Source organism: Arthrobacter sp. UNC362MFTsu5.1, from assembly GCF_000685965.1.
Classification (GTDB): Bacteria; Actinomycetota; Actinomycetes; order Actinomycetales; family Micrococcaceae; genus Arthrobacter.
The window spans coordinates 1-11205 of sequence record NZ_JMLE01000007.1 but is presented as its reverse complement, the minus strand read 5'-3'; the positions used below and the strand labels follow the sequence as shown (position 1 = coordinate 11205).

Genomic DNA, 11205 nt, shown 5'->3' with positions numbered 1-11205 from the left:
GTCAAGCGCAAAATCGAGTACTCACTACTGGTGCCCGCGGGCGTGACAGCTGGTTAATTTGGGGTACCAGGAATCGCTCGTAAATACAGAGGTCTCACTCATGTTGACAGCTGATAATGTGGCCAGTTCACACGCCACCAGGTCCGCCGGAATGTCACGGGGCGCCGCATGGCCATTGATCGGTCGCAAGCAGGCGGTCAGCGATATTACCCGCGCCCTGGCGGAGTCAGCAGGGGGAGTGCTGGTGACCGGAACCTCGGGCACCGGAAAGACGTTCCTGACCACCCACGCACTCAAGCAGTTCCGTGACGATTCCCTGGTTGTGACACTTCGGTGCAGTGCCGCGCTGTCCCGTTCGCCGTACGGCGCCCTCAACATGTTGCTGAGCGACCTGGAGCCGGGATACCTCAACCACCCGGTGCTGGTGTTGTCCGGTCTGATGCGGCTCCTGCGGGAACGGGCCATGGGAAAGACTGTTTACCTCTTTGTCGACAACGCCGGCGAGGCTGACGAACTGACGGCCGTGACAATCGCACAGCTCGCCCGAAACCGCGCAGTGCGCCTGGTCCTGACCTGCTCTGATCCGTTGCGGCTGTCGGCAGAGATTTCGGGACTGTGCGACGGCGGGTTCCTGACCCGGGTGAACCTCGAACCACTCTCCTTCCGGGAAGCGGTCAGCTGGCTTGAAGAAGGCCTCAGTGCCAAGGTGTCACACTCTGCCGTCCAATCGCTCTGGGCAGCCAGCGATGGCAACCCGCACTACCTCAAGATGCTTGCAATGGAGCTGGCTGACTCCGGTTCGCTGGTGGTCCGGGACGGGGTGTGGGTCCTGACGGCCGATCACCGGGTCCATGGACGGGCCATCACCGACCTGATCGCCACCCGGCTGGGGCGGATGGGCGAGGCTGACCGGCGGATCCTGGAAATCCTCTCGCTGGCCGAGACCCTGCCGCTGGACACACTGCTGACGCTCGTGGCTGCCGACGACGTGGACGCCCTTGAGGAGCGCGGGGTCCTGGCGGTCGAGGACTCCCTGCCCCGCCGGGTCAGGATCCAGAGCCAGCTGGTGGCAGATGTGGTCCGCGAGAACGTTCCGCCCGGCCGGAGCAACGAGCTCCGCGAAATGGTCCTCCAGGCCGCCGCCCCCTCGCTCCGCACACCCGCCACGGAACTGCCGTTCGCAGTCTGGGCCCTCGACTGCGGCGCCCCGTTGTCGACCGAAGAATCCCTGTCCGCCGCCCGGCTCGCCAACAGGAGGCTGGATGCCGCACTCGCGCTGCGGTTCGTCCGCTCCATCCCGGGACACGATGCGCTGGCTGAAGCGGTGACCGAAGAGGTTGCGGCGCTGATGACCCTCGGCGAAGTGGAGGAGGCCCTGGCCGTTGTTCGGCGGCATCAAAAGTTGTCGCAGGCAGAGCCTGCGCTCGCCGAATCGATCGGCATACTGCTGGCGGAGAGCTCGGTGTTCCTCGCCACACCGGACGCCTGGCTCGAGGCCCCGGCGTCCCTGGCCAAGGCCCGGAAAGTCCTTTATGACGACACGTCCGGTCCTGCAGAGAGAATGCCGGCACCGGAGCTCAGGCGCATCAGGGAACAGCTCACGCTGGCCGAGGCTGAAGCCGCCGGCTACGCAGGAAGTTACCGGGACATGGCGGCAGACCTCACCGATTCCTTGAACAATGTCGAGTTCCACAGCCCGGAATTCAGGCTCCAGGCCGGCAGCTGGCTGTGTGAAGCGTGGGCCGTGACGGGACGCCAGTCGGATGCCGCCGAGCTCGCCGAACAGCTGAAGTTGCAGTGCCTGCGGCCTGAGATTCCTGTGGCCATCGCGCAGTCGGTGATCTCAAGGCTCCGCTTTGCGTACCTGGTGGCCGGCAGGTGGGATGAGGCGACCGAGACTCTGCCAACGGAGGACTGGCTCCCGTCATCCGTTATCTACCGGCGGTTCAGTGCCACTGAAATACCGGAAGCGATCTGCGCCTGCATGCAGGGCCGTGGACGCGACGGACTCGATCTGCTCGTTCCCGGCATCAGCCAGCTGCGCATCCAGGACAGCGACGGCATCCTGCCGCTGGCCTGTGCCGCGGCGGCCTACGCTTCCGCGCTGCAGGGCGAACGGGAAGCAGCACTTGCCTATCTTGCGGAGACGGAATCCGCTTCCAGGCGGAAAACCTGGAAGGTATCCCGGGCAGAAGGCTATTTCACGGCCCTTGCGCGGGCGGAACTGGACGGCTCGCGGACGGGAATTGAGCAGTTGCTCCGGATGGCGGAGGATGACCGTGCCGCCGGCAATGTCGGTCATGAGCTGCTGTGCCTGAGCTCGGCCGTCAGGCTGGGGGAATCCGATGCGGCTCCGAGGCTGCTGGACAGTGCAGGCGAAAGCCAGGGACCCTTCGCGGAACTGTGTGCACATTACGCCCGGGGAGTCATGACCCGTGAAGCCGACAATCTCATGGCAGCCGCAAACCTCGCTGCCAGGATGCACAATGACAGGTTCGCCCTGGACATCGCCGAGTCAATCCTGAACCTGGATCAGGCGCACCTCGAAAGGAGCCTGGTCCGGCAGGCCAAGCACCTGGCGGAAACGTGCCGCCGGCGGTTGCGGACGCCACAGGACGGCACCCACGACAGGCTCACCCTGACCGCCCGCGAACTCCAAATAGCGCAGCTGGCCGCCGCCGGGGCGAGTAATAAGAGCATCGCGGCCCAACTGCACGTATCAGTACGGACAGTGGAGGGACACCTCTACCAGATTTACGGCAAGCTAAAAATCGAAGAGCGTTTGGAGCTTCCGGTAGCCCTTGGCAGTACAGGAGATGACCAGTCATGACTGAAACCACCATCACGGCAGAGCGGCTGATTGGGCGATTCGGCATGGTTGCGTCGGTAGTCGACTGCCTCCTCGACGCCAACGGCCCCGGGGCGCTTATCCTGGGGGACGCCGGCATCGGCAAGACCGCCCTGATCAACGAAGTCGTCTTTGAGCTTGGCAGCCGGATCCGGCCCTTCTACGTGTACGCGGGTCCTTCGCTTTCCGAGGTTCCGTACGCGGCCCTTGCACCCTTGCTGACGGCTTTGACTCCCGGCCAGACAGACCAGCCGCGCGCAGTGCTGAAGGCGTTGGTAACGGAACTCAATCCGGAGAGCCTGCGGGACCAGTCGCAGGCCGTGCTGGTGGTCGAGGACGCCCAGCATCTGGACGACAGCAGTGCAGCGGTCATTGCACAGCTGGCCGCTGCAGAGGCCGCCAGGGTGGTTTTGCTCTGCCGCCCGCATCCTTCGGCGCCGCCGGAAGTGCTGTCGATGTGGTCGGAAGGGCTGGTGGACCGTTTCGAACTGCAGCCGCTAACCAAGGAAGAAGTGGACGAGTTGTGCACGCGCGTGCTTGGCTCGCCCCTCGTCCCCAGCGCCAGCGCCGTCTTGTTCAGGTCATCCGGCGGAAACCCGATGTTCCTGCTGGAACTGATAGCCCATGCCAAGTCCCGCGGCCACCTGCTCCAGCGAAATGACACCTGGGTGCTCCTCGGCGAGCCCGGAGCGGCCACCGTCCGGCTGATGGACCTGGTCCGGAACCAGATCATGCAGCTGAACCCCGAACAGCGCCAGGCCCTGGAATCGGTGGCGCTGGCCGAGGCGATCCCGCTCAGCGTCCTGCAGCGTGCCAGCGACAGCCACGCCGTCGATGAACTTAAGGAACTCCAGTTCATCGTGATCTCGGCCGACGCCGCCCGGCACGTCCGCCTCGCGCAGCCGCTGATCGGCGAAGTGATCAGGCAGCTGGTGCCCACCGCCCGCAGCGTGACCATCCGACGGCGGATTGTCGACCTTCTGGACTCCCGCCCCGAGACCCTGGACGGCAGGCTCCGGCACGTCACCTGGGCGCTGGAGTCCGGGGCAACCGTCCCGGACGCCGACATCCTCGAGGCCGCCCAGCTGGCGAACAGGCTCTTCATTCCCGACTACGTGGAACGGGTCGTGGGGGCGATCCGGGAGCCGTCCCTCAAACTCGCGGCACAAGTGGAGCTGGCCCGCGCCAAACTCTACGGGCGCGATCCCGTCGGAGCCGGCCTGTGCCTTGAGGGCGTGGTGGAACAAGCCACCGACCTGCGCACCGTCCGGCAGGCGTCCATGCTGGCGGCCCAGCTTGCAGCGGGCAAGCGCAACGGGCCGGAGGCCGTGCTGCGGGCAGCCGATGCGTGGGCGGAAGCCGTCTCCAGGCTGGAAGACGCCACCCCGGGGTTCGACACGACGGAGCTGGCCACCGCCCGTCTGGGTAGCAGGCTCCTTGCCCTGGAGGGCTACCAGGCAGCAGGACGCCATGTGGAAGCGGAGCCGGAACTCCAGGAAATCTGGGAATCCACGGACGACGACGAGTCCCGGCTTCTGGCCGGAACGCTGCTGGCAGAGTCGCTGGCACTGACAGGACGCTCCGTATCTGCGCTGCAGATTGTGATGGACGTCGAGGACATCCTCGCCGCCAGCGGGGACCGGCGGCTTGAGTACGCCGAGTTCGTGATGAGACGCTACCTGCTGGCGCTGCTCCATGCCGGTGAACTCGACGTCCTCGACGACTACCTGCAAAACCATATCGCCCAGGCGTCGAACTCCTTGATCTACTTTGGCGGCATGCTGCACCTCGCGGCGGGCACGGCCGACCTCCGGCGGGGCACCATCGGGGCCGCACTGCCGAAGCTGAGCCAGGCCGCCGAGGTGCTTCGCCTTTCCGACGCCGGCGGCGATTTGCCCGATGCGCTCGCGGCCACCGCATACGCCGCTTCCATCCTGAACCGGACGGACACGGCCACTGCGAACGCGAACGCCTACGACGCGCTGCTCTCAGACCATCGCCATGCCTCACTGCTGGGGCAGGCCTACACCGTGGCGGCGCGGGCCGAACGGGTCGGCGTCCAGGCAGCAGTGTCAAAGCTGATCGCCCTTGCCGATGCGGCAGCGACCTCCGGATTCCTCAGTTACGAAGTGGAAATCCTCTCCCTGGTGCTCCGGCTCGGGGACCTGTCCATTGTGCCGCGGCTGGCTGCGGCGGCGGAGGGCTGTGAAGGGCGGAGCGCGGAGTTCCTGGCCGCGTACTGCCGTGCCCTGGCGGCCAAGGACGTCAACCGCCTCGTGGAAATGAGCGATGCGGCAGCGCGGGACGGCCTGGACCTGGCGGCCGCGGAATGCGCCGGCCACGCCCTGCGGATCCTTGAGACCCGAGGCGACAAACCCAGGCAGTTCGAGGCCCAGAAACTCGTCAAACAGCGGAATGCGGCACTCAACAAAGCCGGTGCTTCGGCGGCCGAAATCCCGCCGGACCTGCACAAGCTGACCCGGCGCGAGCAGGAAATCGCGGCCTTGGTCCAGGCGGGAGCAAGCAACCGGGAAATCGCGCTCCAGCTGGGGCTGTCATTGCGGACGGTGGAAGGCCATCTCTACCGAATGTTCGCGAAACTCGGCATCAGCCACCGTGAGGATCTGGCTTCCGTGGCCTACGGTGCCCGCCATGCGGGCCTGCCCGGACCGGCCTAAGGCCCGTATTCCCAGGGCCACTCCCAGGACCCTGCCTAGGGTCACTCCTAGGACCCTGCCTTGGGCCGTGCCATCCCGGACTGAATAGCGCCTTCCAACGGTAGTCAGGCCACCGGCTACCCGTCGGAAGATTGCCCGCGCCCCGAAACCGGGGCGGCCGCCGCGTTCGCACCGCCCTCAAACGAGTATTCATGCGAGTGGTGGGGGCGGACCGGGCGGGTACCACCCCATTCCCCTCAGTGATGCACCCGCAAAGACGGGTAGAGCCCACTCGCGCCCCGGCAGGGGGTTGGTTAATACGCTGTAGCTTGTTGGGCCGCAGGTATCTATTGGGGAAAGTAGTGGGTCTCTAAATGCATCAATCAGCTGACAACTGGCCTTCGGAATTTCATGTGGCAATCCACCTGGAAAACTCCTCCAGGGCGACCAGCATCCCGCCGAAAGCGGGCACCCTATTCGAGCCGGCGACGAACCGGGCAGCGTCCTCTGAGACCGGGATCTGCCACCCGATGTCGCCGGCTTTCACACAAACGGGACAAATCGAATACCGGGAGGTCGGTTTAGCATGACACCGAACACCAAACTAAAGGCTCGTAAGGCCCAGCTGACCCGGGCCGAACTTCCACCGTTGCTTGAGGATTCCCGGGAGTGGCCGGAGAACGGGACAGGGGTGCCCGAACTGGCGCCCGAGGCCCTGGAATCTGCCGCAGCGGCGGACGATGCCGCCGCTCAGGATCACACGTTCACGTTCGACGTCGCGATAGTCGGACTCGGGTACGTTGGCCTGCCGACAGCGCTGGCCATCAACGCCTCCGGCCGGCGCGTCCTGGGACTTGACGTGTCGGAGAACAGGCTGGCTGTCATCCGGTCCCGGCAGGCAGACCTGCTGGACTCCGACAAGGTCCGGCTGGGCAACGCGCTGGAGGATCCTTCGTTCATGATCAGCACGGACCTGTCCCTGCTGGCACGGGCGGCGGCAGTGGTGGTTTGTGTTCCCACCCCGGTGGATCCGTACCTGGTGCCGGACCTCGGCATCCTGCGGGCGGCGTGCGCCTCCGTGGTGGAGTTCGCAGTACCGGGCCAGCTTCTGATGTTGACGTCCACCACCTACGTTGGCTCCACCCGGGATCTCCTGGCAGTGCCGCTGGCCGCCAAGGGCCTGATCCCCGGCACGGACGTGTTCGTAGCCTTCTCGCCGGAGCGGATCAACCCGGGAGTGGACGCTTTCTCGCATGAAGACGTCCCCCGGGTGGTAGGCGGAGTAACGCCCGCTTGCGGTGAGGCCGCCGCGGAACTGCTCCAGGCCAGCACCAAGCTGGTGCATGTGGTGCCGTCCGCAGATGTTGCCGAGATGACCAAACTTGTCGAAAACACGTTCCGCGCGGTGAACATCGCGCTGGCCAATGAGTTCGCGGATATTTGCCACGAGCTGGGCATGGAGGTCATGGACGTGATTGACGCGGCCTCGACGAAGCCATACGGCTTTATGCCGTTCACCCCCGGCCCGGGCGTCGGCGGCCACTGCATTCCCTGCGATCCGCACTACCTGCTGTGGCAGCTCAGGAAGGCAAGGGTCACGGCGCCGGTCATCGAGCACGCCATGGCGGGCATCGCCGGAAGGCCCCATCAGGTGGTGGAGAAGGCCCGCCGCATCCTCTCGGACCGTAACCACGGAATCAGCGGAGCCCGTGTGCTGGTTCTTGGCGTGGCATACAAACCGGACGTCGAGGACCTCCGCGAATCGCCGGCTTTGGAAATCATCGCCGCAATGGTCGCCCACGGCGCTGTAGTTGCTTACCACGATCCGTGGTGCCCCACGGCTCCCGACGGCCAGGGAAGTGCCCTCGAATCGCTGGAGGATCCCTCGGGCTGGGACGCAGACCTGGTCATCCTTCACACGAGGCACTCGGCCATGGACATCGAGTGGCTGCGCGACGCGCCGGCCGTCCTCGACACCACCTACCGGCTTCCGGCCGGAACCAATGTCACGAGGTTGTGAATTCAGGTTGTGATTCCAGCGGCCCCGCTGGGCTTCAAAAGAAAGTAGGAGACGTGAAAACAGCAATCACCGGCGGAGCCGGCTTCATCGGGAGCCATCTCGTGGAGCATCTCCTCGCGGCCGGAGACACAGTCACCGTACTGGATGACCTCTCGACCGGTCGCCTGGAGAACCTCCGGACGGTGATTGGCCACCGGAACTTCCACTTCGTGGAGGGCACTATCCTGGACCGCGCGGCGGTGGACAAAGTAGTGGCCGGTGCCGACCGGGTGTTCCACCTGGCGGCAGCAGTCGGCGTCAACCTCATCGTGGAGCATCCCCTGGAGAGCCTGCGCACCAACATCCACGGCACGGAAGTGGTCTTGGACGCCGTCCTGGAGTCCGGTGCCACGCTGCTCCTGGCGTCCACGAGTGAGATTTATGGAAAGAACACCTCGGACAGCCTGTCCGAGGAGTCGGACCGGATCCTTGGCTCAGCGCTCAAGTCCCGGTGGACCTACGCGGCGGCAAAGGGAATCGACGAGGCATTCGCGCACGCTTACTGGCGGCAGTTCGGCCTTCCGGTTGCCATCGTCCGGCTGTTCAACACAGTGGGTCCGCGGCAGACCGGCCGATACGGGATGGTGGTTCCGCGCCTGGTCAAACAGGCGTTGGCCGGCGAGCCGTTGACGGTTTACGGAGACGGACACCAGACGCGATGCTTCTCCTACGTCGGCGACATCGTCCCGGCCATCACCAAAATCTCGGAGGAAGAGTCCGCCTACGGCAACGCGTACAACCTTGGCGGCAGCTACGAGATCTCGATTTTGACCCTCGCACAGCGAATTGTGGAGCTGCTCGGCAGCGAAAGCCCCATCACCCTGGTGCCCTACGAACAGGCCTACGCGGAGGGGTATGAGGATATGCGCCGCCGAGTACCAAACAACAGCAAAGCGAAAGATCTGGTGGGCTTCGACCCCAAGACCACGCTGGACCAGATCATCCAGAACGTGGCGGCCGATCACCGCCCGGTGAAAGCACCCGACCCGCTCGGGTGGAAAGTCACGATGGCGGCCAACTAGCCGTCCGTGAGGTGCCGCGCCGGACGGGGGGCGGCAACCGTCAAAAGTTATGTGCACCTTCGACGAAAGAGTTGAGTTCCATGACGCTTCTGCATCGCTCTACTGCGGCCTCAGAGCCCCGGCACAGGGCCGAAAGGCCTCCCGGCCGGCGAAAGGCCCGCTGGCTGGCCGCCTCCACAACGGTGGCCCTCGCCGCCTCGCTGCTCGGGTTGACTGCCCCGGCCGCCAACGCTGTCGGCGAAACCGTCGTCACGCTGACGTTCGACGACGCCAACGCCGACCAGGTCGCCGCCGCGGACAAGCTGGTTTCCTCTGGCATGCGGGGAACATTCTTCCTGCCCTCCGGCTACATGAACCAAACGAACTACATGACGACGGCCCAGGCCCAGGCGTTGCAGGCCGCCGGACACGAGATCGGCGGGCACAGTGTCACTCACGCCGACCTTGCGGCGGTGGGGACCGACGAACTGGGCAGGCAGGTCTGCAACGACCGCGCGACGCTGATGGGTTACGGGCTGGACGTCCAGAACTTCGCCTATCCGTTTGCCTCGTCCAGCCCCACGGCCGCGGCCGCTGTCGCGGCCTGTGGCTACAACAGTGCACGCGGGCTGGGTGATATCCGGAGCAAGGTGGTGGGTTCGGAGACCTTCCCGTTCGCCGAATCCCTGACGCCGGGCGACCTCTACTACACGGGTGCCCCGGACCAGCTGGATGAAACGTGGACCCTCGCGGACATCCAGACGCTCGTCACCCAGGCGCAGGCCAACGGTGGCGGCTGGGTGCAGCTGACCTTCCACCACATCGGTACCGGCATCCTCATTGGATCGCCCGTCAAGGATCCGCTGACTGTCAGCACAGACACTTTCAACCAGTTCATCGACTGGCTTGCGGGGCAGCGGGACACCAACGTCACCAACCCGGTCCTGGTCAAGACCGTGAAGGAAGTCATTGGCGGTACCACAAAGCCGGCTCCGGCAGTTGTTCCGGCGCCGACCCCCCAAACGGCCGGCAACCTCATCAAGAACCCGAGCCTTGAAACTGCGGGACTCAACGGTTCGCTGCTCCCGCGCTGCTGGCAGGGAGGCGGCTACGGCACCAACACCAGGGCCTTCACCGCGGTGACGCCCGGCCACGCCGGCACAGCCACGGCTGCCCAGCAACTGGTGATTTCGGGCTACACCGACGGAGACGGCAAGCTGCTGCCTCAGCTGGACACCGGCGAATGCGCTCCGAGCGCGACCCCCGGGCACACGTACCTCGCCAAAGCCTGGTACAAATCAACCGGTGGAAATACGCAGTTCGATCTGCACTACAGAACGGCCGCCGGCTCGTGGACCTACTGGACATCGGGCCCGCAGTATCTGCCCACAAACAATGTCTGGACGCAGGTGTCGTTCACAACTCCGGCGGTTCCTGCCGGTGCAACGGCCATCAGCGTCGGCTTGAACATGCTCAACAACGGAACCTTGGTCACGGACGACTATGAACTGTACGACACGGTAGGCATCAAGACGTTCAGCGATGTTGCCGCCACCAACCAGTTCTACAACGAAATCAGCTGGCTCTCCAACAACCTGATCACCCAGGGTTACGCTGACGGCACGTTCCGGCCGGGAGCATCGATCAACCGGGACGCGATGGCAGCCTTCCTGTACAGGTTGGCGGGCAGCCCTGCAGTGCCGGCCAACGCACCGACATTCACTGACGTGACCCCCAGCAACCAGTTCTACAACGAAATCCGTTGGCTGGCGGCCCAGGGCATCACCACGGGCTACACGGACGGAACCTACCGGCCACTGGCTCCTGTGAACCGTGACGCGATGGCGGCGTTCCTCTACCGCTACAACGGCAAGCCCGCCGTACCAACTACCGCCCCGACGTTCCCTGACGTCACCACCGGCAACCAGTTCTACAACGAGATCCGCTGGCTGGCAGCGACGGCGATCACCACGGGGTACCCGGATGGTACGTTCCGGCCGGTCCAGCCGATCGGCAGGGACGCCATGGCAGCGTTTGTCTACCGCTACAACCTGAACTTCCCGAAGGGAATGTAGCCAGGTCCCGCACCGGTTGGACACTACGGGCGGCCGCGCAGCCGGGGAATCCCCCCGGACGTGCGGCCGCCCTCGCCGCTGTACGTGTACCGCAGGACTCTCTTACCGCAGGCTGAAGTTCATTGATTCGGGGGACCAGAGTGAAGGATCCAGGCTCCAAACGCCGCCGGTTCCGTTTCCGCTGCCTTGCTGCCGCCGTTCTGCTGCTGGCAATGGTGGCCACGGCGTGCACGCCTCCGGAGCCGGAGCAACGGTCTCAGGGGAAGTACCCCTGGCACACGAACATTGTGGCCACCACCTTCTGGGTGGGAGAAGTCTTTGACCCCAACGCCGCGGACGGCAGCCAGGTCTTCTCCACCTATGACTCGAAGTGGATGGACAGTTACGGCGGTTGTGACGGCCGGCTCACGTCTGACGGCTGTGAGACCGAGCCACGGTCAGGTTCCAACGGCTATGCGCCGGCCAACATGAAGCCGAAAGAGAACCCTTTCTACCTCGACCTGCCGTATGACGACATCAACAATGCTGCCGCCTTCCGGGAGCGGGCAACAGTCATCCCCTGGGC

5 protein-coding genes and 1 pseudogene are annotated in these 11205 nt (G+C 65.0%); all 6 read left to right on the top strand.

Annotation, left to right across the window (positions count from 1 at the left end; all coding sequences use genetic code 11):
- Positions 1-100 precede the first annotated feature (100 nt).
- Positions 101-2830 carry a helix-turn-helix transcriptional regulator gene (locus BS38_RS0108470; protein WP_081818855.1) on the top strand — a complete coding sequence of 910 codons (2730 nt, stop codon included), beginning with the start codon at positions 101-103 and terminating at the stop codon, positions 2828-2830.
- Positions 2827-5526, top strand: coding sequence for a helix-turn-helix transcriptional regulator (locus BS38_RS0108465; RefSeq protein WP_028270402.1), 2700 nt, complete (start codon positions 2827-2829; stop codon positions 5524-5526). The genes BS38_RS0108470 and BS38_RS0108465 overlap by 4 nt, the downstream gene beginning before the upstream one ends.
- Before the next feature lie 565 nt (positions 5527-6091).
- Complete coding sequence (locus tag BS38_RS0108455; RefSeq protein ID WP_028270401.1) at positions 6092-7525, top strand: nucleotide sugar dehydrogenase; 1434 nt, start codon at positions 6092-6094, stop codon at positions 7523-7525.
- Positions 7526-7578: 53 nt separating this feature from the next.
- Entirely contained in the window at positions 7579-8586 is a 1008-nt protein-coding gene (locus tag BS38_RS24745) for a dTDP-glucose 4,6-dehydratase (protein WP_043438127.1), read from the top strand.
- Positions 8587-8666: 80 nt separating this feature from the next.
- Complete coding sequence (locus BS38_RS24740; protein WP_231511153.1) at positions 8667-10640, top strand: S-layer homology domain-containing protein; 1974 nt, start codon at positions 8667-8669, stop codon at positions 10638-10640.
- A gap of 140 nt (positions 10641-10780) precedes the next feature.
- Positions 10781-11205, top strand: a pseudogene (locus tag BS38_RS0108435) (hypothetical protein); the annotation flags it as partial.